Here is a 13,269-nt window from a genome sequence, read left to right as displayed (position 1 = left end):
TCAGATGAAATACATTCGAAAACATGTCCGAGTGGACAATCTGGGAAAACAGCAGCGCGCGAGTTTTGGGGGGTGGGGTCGCATGGTGTACCTCGCTCTCCTTGGTTTGTTTTCCCTTTCCATCGTCTACTACCTCATTGGTGATGCGGTCGTCTTGTCAGCCGACGGTATTGTCCTGAAGGATCGATATGCCGTCGATGCCGCCTATCCGGCCAAGGTAACGCATGTGTTTGTCAAGGCGGGAGACAAGGTCGAAACCGGCACATTGCTCGTCGAGCTTGAATCCTTCGACATGGTCAAAGAGATCGCCGAACTGCTGTTGCGAGAGGGTGAACTCGCCGTTCGGGAGAGCCAGCTCCAGAGTCGATATGAAGCGATCCAGTCGGTGATGCCGCTGGCCGAACGGACAGCGCGCGAAACCAGAACAACACTTGCCAGGATCGACACCATCGTCACGGCAGGCATCGTCTCGACTTCGACGAAGGATGAGGCCGTTCGCGGCAGCTTCCAGGCTGCCGAACATCTGGCTGACCTGAGGGGTCAACTGGACGCGACCAAATCCGAACTCGCCCTGGTTGCGCAATTCCGCGCGCGATCGGGCGAGGCTATGGATGAGGTAAAGGCCATATATGACGGCGGAAACATCCGGTCCGTCACGGAGGGGGTCGTTGGCGCCAAGGTGCCAAGCCCCGGCCAGGTGCTGCGCTTCGGCGATCAGCTTCTACAGATAAACGGCGGCAAGTCCTACGTCCTGGCCTATCTCCCGGACCACTATCTGTTTTCGCTGCGCGAAGGAATGGCGGTCGACGTCGGCAACGGGACCGAGCGTGCAAGAGGAACAGTCGAAAAGATACTGTCCGTCGCCGATGCACTGCCGGACGAGTTTCAGAACATGTTCCGGCCGCGCGACAGGTCAAGGCTGGTCCGTATCGCACTCGAAGAGTCGAATTCCTTCGCGGTCTCGCAAAAAATATCGGTGAGCGGTTGCGCATTTGGCTTCTGCTGGGCCAGATAACCCCGCTCAATCGCCATCGCCGCGCGAAACCGTGGGTTCAACATGCGGCAACCTTGATTCCACTTAACCAGGTGGCTAGGAGGGGCGGCCTTGCGCTAGGGTCAGCCGGCATCCTATTTACATCCTAACGCTCCAGAACCGATTCTGCCCATCTCCGGCGCCGGAATCCCACTTTCAATAAGGGATAGTCCATGAAGAACCCCGTCGAAACCTACATGAACCTCGTTCCGATGGTGGTCGAACAGACCAATCGCGGCGAGCGGGCCTACGACATTTTCTCGCGGCTCCTCAAGGAACGCATCATCTTCATTACCGGCCCGGTCGAGGACGGCATGGCGACGCTGGTTTGCGCGCAGCTGCTGTTCCTCGAGGCGGAGAATCCGAAGAAGGAGATCAATCTCTACATCAATTCGCCCGGCGGCGTCGTCACCTCGGGCATGGCGATCTATGACACCATGCAGTTCATCAAGCCGGCCGTCTCGACGCTCTGCATCGGCCAGGCGGCCTCGATGGGCTCGCTCCTTCTCACGGCGGGCGAGAAGGGCATGCGCTTTGCCACGCCGAACGCCCGCATCATGGTCCACCAGCCTTCCGGTGGCTTCCAAGGTCAGGCCTCCGACATCGAGCGTCATGCTCAGGACATCATCAAGCTGAAGCGCCGTCTCAACGAGGTCTATGTCAAGCACACCGGCAAAAACTACGAAGAGATTGAAAAGACGCTCGACCGCGACCACTTCATGACCGCCGACGAAGCCAGGGACTTCGGCCTCATCGACAAGGTCATTTCGTCGCGCGAGCCGATCGAAGGCGTTGCCGCATAGGCCTTTAGTGGCAGGTGAATGGCGGCATAACGCGCTTTTGCGGTGGTTTGCAGCATTTCGGCCACAATTGGCTGTTCCCTCGACGGGCAGGATTGCCTACGTTAAGGCTATGTTGATTTTCGACGGCTTAGCTTTGGGTGGGGTGTTGCGAATCATTGCCACGTTTTCTGATTTGTGTTTCGTACGGAATACGTTGTGGGAGCTAGGGCACTGGCGGCGGCGGATTCCCGCGATAGATTGAATATGCGCCCTTTCAGCCAGACCATCGGCGGGCGGCCATGAAAGGACAAGAAAATGAGCAAGGTCGGCAACAACAGCGGTGATTCCAAGAACACGCTTTATTGCTCGTTTTGCGGCAAAAGCCAGCACGAAGTGCGCAAGCTGATTGCCGGCCCGACGGTCTTCATCTGCGATGAATGCGTCGAGCTCTGCATGGACATCATCCGCGAGGAGAACAAGACCTCGATGGTGAAGTCGCGCGAAGGCGTGCCGACACCGCAGGAGATCCTCAAGGTCCTCGACGACTACGTCATCGGCCAACCCTACGCCAAGCGCGTGCTGTCGGTGGCCGTCCACAACCACTACAAGCGCCTGGCGCACGCAGGCAAGAACAACGATGTCGAGCTGGCGAAGTCCAACATCCTGCTGATCGGGCCGACCGGTTGCGGCAAGACGCTGCTGGCGCAGACGCTCGCCCGCATCATCGACGTTCCCTTCACCATGGCCGACGCGACGACGCTGACCGAGGCCGGCTATGTCGGCGAGGATGTCGAGAACATTATCCTGAAGCTCTTGCAGTCGGCCGACTACAATGTCGAGCGCGCCCAGCGCGGCATCGTCTACATCGACGAGATCGACAAGATCTCGCGCAAATCGGACAATCCCTCGATCACCCGCGACGTGTCGGGCGAGGGCGTGCAGCAGGCGCTCTTGAAGATCATGGAAGGCACGGTCGCTTCCGTGCCGCCGCAGGGCGGCAGGAAGCATCCGCAGCAGGAATTCCTGCAGGTCGACACCGCCAACATCCTGTTCATCTGCGGCGGCGCCTTTGCCGGGCTGGACAAGATCATCTCGGATCGCGGCCGCAAGACCTCGATCGGCTTCGGCGCCACAGTCGCTTCCCCCGAGGATCGCCGCACCGGCGACATCTTCCGCCAGGTCGAGCCAGAGGATCTCTTGAAGTTCGGCCTGATCCCCGAGTTCGTCGGCCGTCTGCCGGTCCTGGCGACGCTGGAGGACCTCGACGAACCGGCGCTGATCCAGATCCTGACCGAGCCGAAGAACGCCTTGGTCAAGCAATATCAGCGGCTGTTCGAGATGGAGAATGTCGACCTGACCTTCCACGAGAATGCACTGTCGGCGATTGCCAAGCGTGCCATCGAGCGCAAGACTGGCGCCCGCGGCCTGCGTTCCATCATGGAAGCGATCCTGCTCGACACCATGTTCGAGCTGCCGGCGCTGGAAGGCGTGCGCGAAGTGGTTATTTCGGAAGAGGTGGTGTCCGGCAACGCCCGGCCGCTCTATATCTATTCCGAGCAGAAGGAAAAGAAGGGCAACGTCAGCGCCTGACGTAAGCCGGCATTGGAATTTTCTTGAAAACGGCGCCCGTGAGGCGCCGTTTTGCTGTAGCGGTCGTTTTGTTGTGCTGCCCTGTGACGGAGTGGATGAACGGACAGTGTTTGCCCTTGATCTTTGGCTCTCGTGCATCCAACTAACACGAGAAGGCCGTGGTGCCGAATTCTGTGCTGTAAAACTCCCGTCACAAACGGTGGTAGGCGGAACGATCCTCGGTCGTTAATATAAGATTCGCGGTTGGCCGATTGGCGGCTGCGACATGAAAGGTTGGACAATGGCCAAAGTATCAAAGGCTCCCAGCAACGGCGTCTTCGCAGTCCTCCCGCTGCGCGACATCGTGGTGTTCCCGCACATGATCGTTCCGCTCTTTGTCGGGCGCGAAAAATCGATCAAGGCGCTGGAAGAGGTGATGGGTCAGGAAAAGCAGATACTGCTTGCGACCCAGATGAATGCCGCCGATGACGATCCCGAGCCCGATGCCATCTTCGACATCGGCACGCTCGCCAACGTGCTGCAATTGCTGAAGCTGCCGGACGGCACCGTCAAGGTGCTTGTCGAAGGTGCTTCGCGTGCGAAAATCGTCTCCTTCACCGACCGTCCCGACTTCCACGAGGCCCGCGCCTCGGCGCTGGTCGAGCCGGAAGAGGAAGAGGTCGAGGTCGAGGCGCTGGCCCGTTCGGTCGTCACCGACTTCGAGAATTATGTCAAGCTGAACAAGAAGATCTCGCCCGAAGTGGTGGGCGCCGCCAGCCAGATCGACGACTATTCCAAGCTCGCCGACACGGTTGCCTCGCATCTCGCCATCAAGATCCCCGAGAAGCAGGAGATGCTGGCCACGCTCTCGGTCAAGGAGCGGCTGGAAAAGGCGATGGGCTTCATGGAAGCCGAGATCTCCGTCCTGCAGGTGGAGAAGCGCATCCGTTCGCGCGTCAAGCGCCAGATGGAGAAGACGCAGCGCGAATATTACCTCAACGAGCAGATGAAGGCGATCCAGAAGGAACTCGGCGAGGGCGAGGACGGCCGCGACGAGGCCGCCGAGATCGAGGCGCGCATCAAGAAGACCAAGCTGTCGAAGGAGGCCCGCGAAAAGGCGGAAGCCGAACTGAAGAAGCTGCGGACGATGTCGCCGATGTCGGCCGAATCGACTGTCGTGCGCAACTATCTCGACTGGATCCTGTCGATACCGTGGGGCAAGAACTCCAAGGTCAAGCAGGACCTGGCCTTCGCGCAGAACGTGCTCGACACCGACCATTTCGGCCTCGACAAGGTCAAGGACCGCATCGTCGAGTATCTCGCCGTGCAGAGCCGCCAGAAGAAGCTGAAGGGGCCGATCCTGTGCCTCGTTGGACCTCCCGGCGTCGGCAAGACCTCGCTCGGCAAGTCGATCGCCAAGGCGACCGGCCGCGAGTTCATCCGCATGGCGCTGGGCGGCGTGCGCGACGAGGCCGAGATTCGCGGTCACCGGCGCACCTATATCGGCTCGATGCCCGGCAAGGTCATCCAGTCGATGAAGAAGGCGAAGAAATCCAACCCGCTCTTCCTGCTCGACGAGATCGACAAGATGGGCCAGGATTTCCGTGGCGATCCGTCGTCGGCCTTGCTCGAGGTGCTCGATCCCGAACAGAACTCGACGTTCATGGACCACTATCTCGAGGTCGAGTACGACCTGTCGAGCGTGATGTTCGTGACGACGGCGAACACGCTGAACATCCCTGCGCCCTTGATGGACCGCATGGAGATCATCCGTATCGCCGGCTACACCGAGGACGAGAAGATCGAGATCGCCAAGCGCCATTTGATGCCGAAGGTGATCCGCGATCACGCGCTGCAGCCGAAGGAGTTTTCCGTCGGCGAGGATGCCATCCGTGGCATCATCCAGACCTACACCCGTGAAGCGGGCGTCAGGAGCCTGGAGCGCGAGCTGATGAAGCTCGGCCGCAAGGCGGTGACGGAGATCCTGAAGACGAAGAAGAAGACGATCAACATCACGGCGGACAATCTCGCCGACTACCTCGGTGTTCCGCGCTTCCGCTTCGGCCAGGTGGAGGCCGACGATCAGGTCGGTGTCGTCACCGGACTTGCCTGGACGGAAGTCGGCGGCGAACTGCTGACGGTCGAAGGCGTCATGATGCCCGGCAAGGGCCGCATGACGGTGACCGGCAATTTGCGCGACGTGATGAAGGAATCGATCTCGGCGGCGGCCTCCTATGTCCGCTCGCGGGCGCTCGATTTCGGCATCGAGCCGCCGCTGTTCGACAAGCGTGACATCCACGTCCACGTGCCGGAGGGTGCTACGCCCAAGGACGGACCGTCGGCGGGCGTGGCCATGGCCACCGCGATCGTCTCGGTGCTGACCGGCATCCCGGTCAAGGCCGACGTGGCTATGACCGGCGAGATCACGCTGCGCGGCAGGGTGCTGCCGATCGGCGGATTGAAGGAGAAGCTGCTTGCCGCACTTCGCGGCGGCATCAAGAAGGTGCTGATTCCGGAAGACAATGCCAAGGATTTGGCGGACATTCCGGACAACGTGAAGAACGGCATGGAGATCATTCCGGTCTCGCGGGTCGGCGAGGTGCTGCGTCATGCGCTGGTGCGCATGCCGGAGCCGATTGAATGGGTCGAGCCGGTCAATCCGCCGGCCGCGGTTGACGCCGGAGATGACGCCAGCAAGTCGCTCGCACATTAGCGTTTACTAAAGTTGCATCGCACTTGCTGAAGTTGCAGTGCACAAAGAGAGAGCCGGGCCTTGAGCCCGGCTTTTTCATGTGAAAAACCCCGGATTTCCGGGCTTTTTCCGCTTTACTTGATGCTTTTCGACTTGGTTGCCGCAACGCTTCTTTCTAAAGTCCGTTTCCTGCCGGATGAGTCGAGTGGTTCCGGTTTTCTCATGGAAGGGAATTTTTATGAACAAGAACGAACTGGTGTCCGCTGTCGCCGATGCCGCGAGTATTTCGAAGGGTGACGCGCAGTCGGCGGTGGATGCGGTGTTTTCCGTGATCACCGGCGAACTGAAGAAGGGCGGCGATGTCCGGCTTGTCGGCTTCGGAAATTTCACCGTGTCAAAACGCGCTGCGTCGACCGGCCGCAACCCGCAGACCGGCGCCGAAGTGAAGATTCCGGCGCGCACCGTGCCGAAGTTTTCGGCCGGCAAGGGTCTCAAGGACGCGGTCAATTAAGACCACTTTTTCTTTTTCAGAGATCAGAAAAGCCGGGCTCGCCCGGCTTTTCTTTGCGTTCTTTGATGGGACCGGCTTTCAACTCGTCGGCGCGTCGGCGCGCATCAGCCCTTCCTGCTTGAGATCGGCCCAAAGTGCCTTGGGCAGCTTGGCGTCGAGCAGCGAGCGGTTGCTTTCGACTTCGCTCGGCCGCTGACCGCCGGGGATCACCGACACGACCGAAGGGTGCAGCAGCGGAAATTGCAGTGCCGCCTCGATCAGTCGCACGCCATGGCGTTTGCAGACGGCCTCGATGCGCATGACGCGGTCGAGTATGTCCTGCGGCGCTTCGGAATAGTTGTAGAAGGCGCCGGGCTTCGGCCCGCTCGCCAGGATGCCTGAATTGTACGGGCCGCCGAGAACGATGCCGATGCCGCGCTTCTGGCAGAGCGGCAGGAAGGATTGCAGCGCCTCCTGCTCCAGCAGCGTATAGCGCCCGGCGAGCAGGAACAGGTCGAAGTCGCCGCGCTCGGCCAGCGTCTGGGCGACCGGCCACTCGTTGATGCCGCCGCCGAACGCCTTGATCACGCCCTGGTCGCGCAGCGAAAGCAGCCCGTAATAGCCCGAGCGCATGAACTCCTCGATGCGCTGGTCGGAGGCTTGCCTGCTGCCATGGGTGAAGATGTCGACGTCATGCACGAACAGGATGTCGACGCGGTCGACGCCGAGACGTTCCAGCGAGGCTTCGAAGGAGCGCATGACGCCGTCATAGCTGTAGTCGTAGACCTCGCGACGCGACGGCGTGTCGAAGAACTTGCCGATGCCGGTGCGTTGCTCGGGCGGGCAGGCGCGCATGATGCGCCCGACCTTGCTCGACAGCACATAGTCGTCGCGCTTTTTCGAGCGCAGGAATGGGTTGAGCCGCGTTTCCGACAGGCCGAGCCCGTAGAGCGGCGCGGTGTCGTAGTAGCGGCAGCCGACCTTCCACGCGGCCTCCAGCGTGGCGTTGGCGTCCTCATCGGAAACGGCGCGGTAGAGATTGCCGAGCGGCGCCGTGCCGAAGCCCAGCTCCGTGAAGTCGATGCCGCCATTGCCGATGCGGTCGAAATGCCGTGTCTTCATGTTCCGCCGTTCCCTGGAATGATTTGTCTGACATGACACTATCACGCCCGTGGCACAGCAAAAGCGCGCAGCGCCGTTGGACACGGATTTTCGCGGTGATAGCATGAATGAAAACAAGCTGTTCGGGGAGAAACGTGAGCAGGCAAACCAGACCTTTTTCGGCCTTCGCCAGACTGGCGGAACCGTTATGACCGGTGCCGTCACCGATCTGTTCGCGATCGCGTTGGACGAGCTTGGCAACGTGCTGGCACAAGTGGACGAAAGCCGCGTCGACGCCGCCTGCGCTATGCTCGCCGGCGCAAACAAGATCGTCGTCTATGGCTGCGGCCGCGAGGCCTTGCAAGTCAAGGGCTTCGCCATGCGGCTCTACCATCTCGGCCTGCCGGTTTCGGTGGTCGGTGACATGACAACGCCGCCATTGGGGCAGGGCGACGTCTTTTTGGTGAGCTCTGGTCCAGGAGAGACCTCGACTGTGCTCACGCTGATGCGGGTGGCGCAGGATGCCGGCGCGACGGTCGTGTTGCTCACCGCTCAGGCAGATGGCAGCGCGGCAAAACTTGCCGACTTCACCTTGCTCATTCCGGCGCAGACCATGGCCGACGACCAGGGTCCGCAAAAGACATCCGTTCTGCCGATGGGCTCGGTATTCGAAAGCGCGTTGTTCCTGCTGTTCGAGGTGATGGTGCTGAATCTCAAGGTGATCACCGGCATGTCGCCCGAAGGGATGCGCGCGCGCCACACCAACATGGAATAGATCATGCGCTACGAGCTGATGCTGCCGCACCAGATCCGCAAGGCGATCGCCGAGAACTGGCCGGTCGTGCTCCCGCTCGGCGTGCTCGAATACCACGGCGAGCACATGGCCGTCGGCATGGACACGCTTGCCGTCGTCAAGACGCTGGAGCTGTTCGAGAAGGAAGCCGACATCGTCATCCTGCCGCCCTTCTATTACGGCGCGGCGAGCTATGCAGTGGCGCCGCCCGAAGGCAATGGGTCGGTGCAGGTCGGCGGCAATGCGCTGGCGCCGTTCGCGGAGGAATTGTTCTACAGCCTGCTGCGCATCGGCTTTCGCAACGTCCATGCCATCATCCACCACCAGACCGAGAATTTCGCCGCCGGCATGCCGACCGATCTCGCCTTCAAGAGCGCCGGCCGGCAAGCGATCTTCCGCTTCCTCGAAAAGGAGCGCGGCGAGGGTTGGTGGGGGGCGCAGGCGATGGCCGACTACTATGCCGGGCATGCGGCAGGTGAAAATTTCTTCAACTGGGTGCAGGTGCATCCGCTGATGCCGGCCACGATGAACGGCGAGTATCCGTTCGACCATGCCGGCATCGGCGAGACGTCGCTGATGATGGCGCTCTGCCCGGAAGCGGTGAACGCCGGCCATTTCGCCGACAATACGGGCTGGTACACGGCGAGCGCGCCGGAAGCCTCAGCGGAACTTGGGCAAAAGGGCGTTGCCATGATCCTCGAGCATTTGCGCGCAATACTGTCACGCTAACGGAGCGCTATGCTCCCTTCGCCTACTTAACCGCTCCCGCCGTCATGCCCATGATCAGATAGCGCTCCAGCGCGATGCCGATGACGGCGAGCGGCGTGATGGCGGCAGTGGCGAGCGCCGCCATCGACCACCAGTTGATGCCTTGCGAGCCGGTCTGGCTCGCCACCATGACGGGTATGGTCTTGGCGTCGGTCGAGGTCAGTAATGCGGCGAAGAAATACTCGTTCCAGCACAGCACCATCGCCAGGATGAAGGCGGCGACCATGCCGGGCAGCGCGATCGGCATGACGATGCGGAAGAAGGCGCCCCAGATCGACAGGCCGTCGACAAGGGCTGCCTCCTCGAGCTCGACCGGGATCGAGTTGAACTGGTCGCGCATGATCCAGATGACGATCGGCAGCACCATTAGCGTGTAGAGCAGGATCAGCCCGATGCGCGTGTCGAGCAGGCCGACTTCCCGGTAGAGCACCAGGAAGGGCAGCGCCAGCACGACCGGCGGCAGGATCAGTTGCGACAGGAAGAAGAAGGAGATGTCCTCGTTCTTGAACCAGGCGAACTTGTAGCGATAGCGGGTTAGCCCATAGGCGGCGAGGCTGCCGATGATGATGGCAAGGCTCGACGCGCCGACCGAGGTGATGACCGAATTCATGAAGCGCTTGAGAAATTCCTCGCGCACCGTCGAGGTCTGGAAGATCGAATCCGGCGACAGGCCGAGCGAGCGCCAGCCCTTCCAGTCCGGCTTGAAGTCGACAAAGGGGATGAGATGGCCCTGGGTGACGTCGACCGCGGTCTTGAACGAGGTGGTTATCGTCCAGTAGATCGGGAACAGGCAGATGAACGCCCAGAAGACAAGCGCGCCGTAGATGAAGACACGGTTGGCGAAGAAGCTCGCCGGCGAGCGGATTTCGGAAGCGCTGTAGTCGGTTGTCTGAACGCTCATACCGGGCTCTAATTGACGTTGCGCACGAAGCGGCTGGCGAATTTCAGCAGCCACGTCACGAACACGACGATGATGATGAGATAAGCCATCGCCAGCATGGTGCCGTAGCCGACATTCGAGCGGTCGCGGTACTCGCGATAGATGAAGCTCGATACGGAATCGGTCGCACCGCCCGGGCCGCCCGAAGTGACGGTGATGATGATGTCGGCAAGCTTCAGCTTGAAGATGATGCGCAGGATCACCGCCGTCACCGACACCGGCAGCATCAGCGGGAAGGTGACCTGCCAGAAGGTCTGCCATGGAGTGGCGCCGTCGACGCGCGCGGCCTCAAGCACCTCGCGCGACATCGCCTGCAGGCCGGCGAGCAGCATGATCATCATGAATGGAATGAAGGTCCAGGCGTCGAGCACCATGATCGAGATGCGGGCGGTGATCGGATTGGAGAAGAAAGCCGGGTTTTCCCAGCCGAGATGGCGCGCCAGCGTCGCGGCCGGGCCGAAGCGGTATTCCATCAGCGACTTGCCGATCATCCACGACACCGCCACCGGCGACAGCATCAAGGGCATCAGGAAGACGACGCGGAAGAATTTTCGCGCCCGGATCTGCGCGTTGAGAAGCAGTGCGAGGCCGAAGGCGATGACATATTCGACGAACACGGCGAGCACATAGAGCACCATGTTGAACAGCGCGTTGCGATAGTAAGGGTCGCCGAGCATCTGCCAGAAATTGTCGAGCCCGTTGAACTTGCGGCCGGAGAAGGAAGAGAGGTTCCAGTCGGTCAGCGCGATGTAGAAGCCGAACAGCGTCGGGAAGATCACCATGGCGATGGTGAACAGCAGCGCCGGCAACAGGAACACCGCGCGCTGGCCGTCCTCGCCGCGCGTCAGCACCTGGCCGATGCCGAGCGCCACGCCCCACAGGATATAGGCATAGACGACCGGCCGCCAGGTCTCGAAGCCGATCGTGCCGACCTCGCTCTTGTAGAGGATCTGAACCAGGATCGTTGCCAGGAGGCCAAGCGTCGCCGCGGCCATCAGGGCCCAACCGAGGCGCTTGCGGCCGGGCGGGATCAGATCGGTGGGAACGGAATTTGCCGGCCACGCATTCGTGGTCGAAGTCTGGTCAGCCACGCCTCTCGCCTCTTCGCGTTTCACCGTTTCATAGAAACGGCGAACCGCTTCATCTTTCTGTTTTGACGCAATTCCGGACGGAAAACCGCTTCACACTTTTCCTGGAATTGCTTTTGCACAAATGACGGCCGAAGACCGGTCACGATACGGCCCGGCGACAGGAGCCGCCGGGCCGCGATCTTATCATAGCTGCTGGCTACATGCCGAGCGAGGCCTTGTAGAGCTTGACCTGGTTGTCGCGGCCGATCTGGTCGGTCAGCTTCTCCCAGGCGGCGGCAATCGCATCGGCGCCTTCCTGCGCCTTCATCTTGCCGGCGAAAGTGTTGGCCAGGATGTCCTCGGCGGCGCTGTAATACTGGAAGATGCCGGGGATGCGCGGTTCGATCGCCGCGTTCGGATGGTTGTAGCTGTCGGCTTCCGACTTGAGATACGAGGTGATGAATGCCTCGTCGTAACCGGCCGCCACCCATTCGGGAATGTCGAAATGGGAGTTGCGGTAGGGCTGGAAGCCGGACGGATACATCGCCGTCCAGATCGACAGGTCCTTGCCGCCGAGATGGGCGGCGGCGGACCATGCCGCCTTCTTCTTCTTTTCGTCGCTGTCGACGCGGGCCATGACATAGACGCCCCAGCCGAGATAGGCGCAGTTCGGCGCATAGTTCGGGCCGCTGGCGAGCTTGTCCCACTGGCCGGTCTTGGAATTATAGACATCGTCCGAGCCCGGCAGGATCGAGAAGCCGGTGACGTCGCCGACGACCGAGGAATCGTTGGTCTTGACGTTGGAGCCGACATCGCCCCACCAGGTGACCATCGAACCGGTGCCGGCCAGGAATTGCTGGAAGGCTGTCGTGTTGGGGTCGGCATTGATCTGGTCGGCCGGTTCCGAAGGCAGCGCGTCGATAACGTCCTGGATCGCCCGTACCCAGGCCGGGTTGTTGATGCGCGGCTTCATCGTGTCGGCGTCGAACAGCCAGGCCTTGTCGTCGGGATGCTTGGCATAGGCGCTGGCGCGGCTGCCGAGGAAGTAGAAGCCGAAACCGCCCCAGGCCTTGGGCGCGTCGAGATAGCCAAAGACGTCCTGGCCCTGGAATTGCTTGCCCTTGAGGAACTTGGTTACCGCCTGGACTTCCTGCCAGGTCTTCGGCACGCCCCATTCCCCTGCGCCGCCGCCGTCCTTCCAGGCCTTGGCGAGGTCGGCATCGGCGAAGACGTCGGTGCGGTAATTGAAGTTGTGCGCGTCGCCGTCGACGGTAATGCGGTACTGCTTGCCGTCCCAGGTGCCGACCGGCGGCTGCAGATAGGCCACGACATCCTTCATGTCGATCTGGTCCTTGACCCAGTCCGGCATTTCGGAGGTCAGGCCCTTGCCGCAGACATCGCCCTCGAATGGCGCGCCCATCTCGATGATGTCGAAATCGACGGTGCCGGTGGCGATCGACTGCTGCAAGCGGGCATTGTAGTCGGCCTGCGCCAGGTCTATCCAGCTGATCTTGGCGCCGGTATAGGCCTCCCACGGCTTCAGGAAGCCACGGAACAGCACATTGTGCAGGTTCTGGTTGTTAAGGCCCATGAAGGTGAGCTCGACGCCGGCGAATTCGCCTTCCTTGACGTTGGCCTTGGTCGCTTCCAGGCAGAGCTCGCCGACTTTCTGGAAGTCGGCATCGGTCGGCTGACCCTTGCCGACGCCGGGAATTTGCAGGATCTGCGCACGCAATTCGCTGGCAGCGGAAGCCGGGCGCGTCAGCGCGCCGAGCCCGGCGCCGGATGCGGCGGCGATCGCTGCCATGGAGGCCGCGCCCTTGAGGACGTCACGACGGGTAGCGCCCGCGCGCACCAATTTTTCGTAAAGACCGACTCTCATCTACCATTCCTCCCAGAACAACAGTGGTGATTTGATATGCCAATCTGTCGGACGCCGGAACGCCGACGGTTCTCCTTGATCAAACGGGGACGTGGGACCCCACCCTGCGTCGCCTCGAATTCCGATTTCGGACGGATGACCGGCAGTCG

At 61.3% G+C, this 13,269-nt stretch carries 11 protein-coding genes; 7 read left to right on the top strand and 4 right to left on the bottom strand.

Going from position 1 to position 13,269, the window contains the following annotated elements:
• Positions 1-82 precede the first annotated feature (82 nt).
• The 5 genes from AC0L2H_RS19880 (at position 83) to AC0L2H_RS19860 (ending at position 6,587) form a co-directional block, all read left to right on the top strand.
• Positions 83-1,015 carry an HlyD family secretion protein gene (locus AC0L2H_RS19880; RefSeq protein ID WP_473591798.1) on the top strand — a complete coding sequence of 311 codons (933 nt, stop codon included), beginning with the start codon at positions 83-85 and terminating at the stop codon, positions 1,013-1,015.
• A gap of 191 nt (positions 1,016-1,206) precedes the next feature.
• Entirely contained in the window at positions 1,207-1,836 is a 630-nt protein-coding gene (clpP, locus tag AC0L2H_RS19875; RefSeq protein ID WP_473591797.1) for an ATP-dependent Clp endopeptidase proteolytic subunit ClpP, read from the top strand.
• A gap of 294 nt (positions 1,837-2,130) precedes the next feature.
• Positions 2,131-3,405 carry an ATP-dependent Clp protease ATP-binding subunit ClpX gene (gene clpX / locus AC0L2H_RS19870; RefSeq protein ID WP_473591796.1) on the top strand — a complete coding sequence of 425 codons (1,275 nt, stop codon included), beginning with the start codon at positions 2,131-2,133 and terminating at the stop codon, positions 3,403-3,405.
• A gap of 280 nt (positions 3,406-3,685) precedes the next feature.
• Positions 3,686-6,097: an endopeptidase La gene (gene lon, locus AC0L2H_RS19865; protein ID WP_473591795.1), complete on the top strand. Its 2,412-nt coding sequence runs from the start codon at positions 3,686-3,688 to the stop codon at positions 6,095-6,097.
• Positions 6,098-6,314: 217 nt separating this feature from the next.
• Positions 6,315-6,587 (top strand): HU family DNA-binding protein, encoded by a 273-nt coding sequence (locus tag AC0L2H_RS19860; protein WP_006201846.1) that lies wholly within the window; start codon positions 6,315-6,317, stop codon positions 6,585-6,587.
• A 78-nt stretch (positions 6,588-6,665) separates the two neighbouring features.
• On the opposite strand, the gene AC0L2H_RS19855 is transcribed toward AC0L2H_RS19860, so the two are convergent.
• A complete protein-coding gene (locus tag AC0L2H_RS19855; RefSeq protein ID WP_473591794.1) occupies positions 6,666-7,688 on the bottom strand; it encodes an aldo/keto reductase in 1,023 nt (340 codons plus the stop codon).
• Positions 7,689-7,875: 187 nt separating this feature from the next.
• On the opposite strand from AC0L2H_RS19855, the gene hxlB reads away from it, so the two are divergent.
• Together hxlB and AC0L2H_RS19845 are read left to right on the top strand one after the other, a co-directional pair.
• The gene (hxlB, locus tag AC0L2H_RS19850) at positions 7,876-8,442 is read left to right on the top strand and encodes a 6-phospho-3-hexuloisomerase (protein WP_473591907.1); all 567 of its coding nucleotides are present in this window, start codon (positions 7,876-7,878) and stop codon (positions 8,440-8,442) included.
• 3 nt (positions 8,443-8,445) lie between these two features.
• Complete coding sequence (locus AC0L2H_RS19845; protein ID WP_473591793.1) at positions 8,446-9,189, top strand: creatininase family protein; 744 nt, start codon at positions 8,446-8,448, stop codon at positions 9,187-9,189.
• A 22-nt stretch (positions 9,190-9,211) separates the two neighbouring features.
• On the opposite strand, the gene AC0L2H_RS19840 is transcribed toward AC0L2H_RS19845, so the two are convergent.
• From AC0L2H_RS19840 to AC0L2H_RS19830, 3 genes are all read right to left on the bottom strand, one after another.
• Complete coding sequence (locus AC0L2H_RS19840; protein ID WP_473591792.1) at positions 9,212-10,129, bottom strand: carbohydrate ABC transporter permease; 918 nt, start codon at positions 10,127-10,129, stop codon at positions 9,212-9,214.
• An 8-nt stretch (positions 10,130-10,137) separates the two neighbouring features.
• Entirely contained in the window at positions 10,138-11,259 is a 1,122-nt protein-coding gene (locus AC0L2H_RS19835) for a carbohydrate ABC transporter permease (RefSeq protein WP_473591791.1), read from the bottom strand.
• A gap of 196 nt (positions 11,260-11,455) precedes the next feature.
• Positions 11,456-13,120, bottom strand: a complete 1,665-nt coding sequence (locus AC0L2H_RS19830) for an ABC transporter substrate-binding protein (RefSeq protein ID WP_473591790.1) — start codon at positions 13,118-13,120, stop codon at positions 11,456-11,458.
• Positions 13,121-13,269 lie beyond the last annotated feature (149 nt).

The organism is Mesorhizobium sp. WSM4871, assembly GCF_055811295.1.
The sequence above is the reverse complement of the archived record's forward strand: the minus strand, read 5'-3'. Positions and strand labels throughout refer to the sequence as shown.

Bases quoted from the DNA above. Each gene is read 5' to 3' on its own strand.
- AC0L2H_RS19860 (WP_006201846.1), top strand. From the start codon at position 6,315: ATGAACAAGAACGAACTGGTGTCCGCTGTCGCCGATGCCGCGAGTATT.
- clpX (WP_473591796.1), top strand. From the start codon at position 2,131: ATGAGCAAGGTCGGCAACAACAGCGGTGATTCCAAGAACACGCTTTAT.
- clpP (WP_473591797.1), top strand. From the start codon at position 1,207: ATGAAGAACCCCGTCGAAACCTACATGAACCTCGTTCCGATGGTGGTC.
- AC0L2H_RS19880 (WP_473591798.1), top strand. From the start codon at position 83: ATGGTGTACCTCGCTCTCCTTGGTTTGTTTTCCCTTTCCATCGTCTAC.
- AC0L2H_RS19830 (WP_473591790.1), bottom strand. From the start codon at position 13,120: ATGAGAGTCGGTCTTTACGAAAAATTGGTGCGCGCGGGCGCTACCCGT.
- AC0L2H_RS19840 (WP_473591792.1), bottom strand. From the start codon at position 10,129: ATGAGCGTTCAGACAACCGACTACAGCGCTTCCGAAATCCGCTCGCCG.
- hxlB (WP_473591907.1), top strand. From the start codon at position 7,876: ATGACCGGTGCCGTCACCGATCTGTTCGCGATCGCGTTGGACGAGCTT.
- AC0L2H_RS19845 (WP_473591793.1), top strand. From the start codon at position 8,446: ATGCGCTACGAGCTGATGCTGCCGCACCAGATCCGCAAGGCGATCGCC.
- AC0L2H_RS19855 (WP_473591794.1), bottom strand. From the start codon at position 7,688: ATGAAGACACGGCATTTCGACCGCATCGGCAATGGCGGCATCGACTTC.
- lon (WP_473591795.1), top strand. From the start codon at position 3,686: ATGGCCAAAGTATCAAAGGCTCCCAGCAACGGCGTCTTCGCAGTCCTC.